The sequence below is a fragment of the Bartonella sp. TT110JLCBS genome (genome assembly GCF_042193405.1).
In the GTDB taxonomy this organism is placed as follows: Bacteria; Pseudomonadota; Alphaproteobacteria; order Rhizobiales; family Rhizobiaceae; genus Bartonella.
This window is the reverse complement of record NZ_JBHILT010000151.1, coordinates 1-922: the sequence shown is the minus strand read 5'-3', so window position 1 is coordinate 922 and position 922 is coordinate 1. Positions and strand designations below refer to the sequence as shown.

Below are 922 nucleotides of genomic sequence, written 5' to 3'. Positions count from 1 at the left end.
TGCTCTATACACAGGATGGGAAAATTCAATGGCCCGATTGGGTTACCGATAAAACTAAAGTTGAGATCCAAGCATGGGGTGGTGGGGGTAGTGGTGGTGGAGCTTATAGTTCATATTTAGGAGGCGGCGGAGGCGGAGGCGGTTGTTCAGTATGGTATGGCTATAAAGCGAGTTTAGCTGGGAATGAAGCTATCATCGTTGGTAAAGGAGGAGATTCTGTTGCCTCGCGTGGTGCGACAGGGAATTCTGGTGGAACAACAATCATTGGCAAGGATTTTATCACAGCAACAGGAGGTCATGGTGGTGGAGGGGCTTATTCATCATCTTTTCCAGGAAATGGTGGAGCTGGAGGAGTGGGGGGAAATTTTGGCTTGGCGACGAATGATCGCCCCGGTCTTTTCAAGGGCGAGAATGGCCATCCTGGAACAGATGGTAACCGTGGTGGTGTAAGTGGAAGTGGTGGTGATGCTGGGGGTGATACATCTCGAGGTGGTCCTGGAGGAACAGGAAAAGGTTTTCGTGCTTCAGGAAAAGGAGGGGGTGGTTTTGGTGGAGGTGGTGCTGGCTCTCATGGAGATTCCTCTCCAAGCGGCGCTGGAGCTGATGGCGCTGTCCTCATAAGATTGTGGAAAGATTAAATACATAATCAAAGAGAGCACAATTCAAATGGTGCTTATTGTATAAGCGAGCTTATATGTTTTTAAGTCCTTTTATTGCTCTTTCAAAGCCCTTTGAAAGGGCTTTTTTTGACTGACAGTGTCAGTCTTATCGAGCATGGTGATGGTTGTTATTCTCTCTTCATTGATTTGGAGAGCAAGATGGCAATAGAATTTAATCATGGGATTCGCATTGTAGAGGCTGGTGAGGATTCCCGTCCTTTAGCAACATTTGATCAGACCGCCATTGGGGCGGTTGTTACAGC

At 47.7% G+C, this 922-nt stretch carries 1 pseudogene; it reads left to right on the top strand.

The features are described 5' to 3' along the window. Positions 1-638: pseudogene (locus ACFILW_RS10125) on the top strand (hypothetical protein); the annotation flags it as partial. Positions 639-922: the final 284 nt, after the last annotated feature.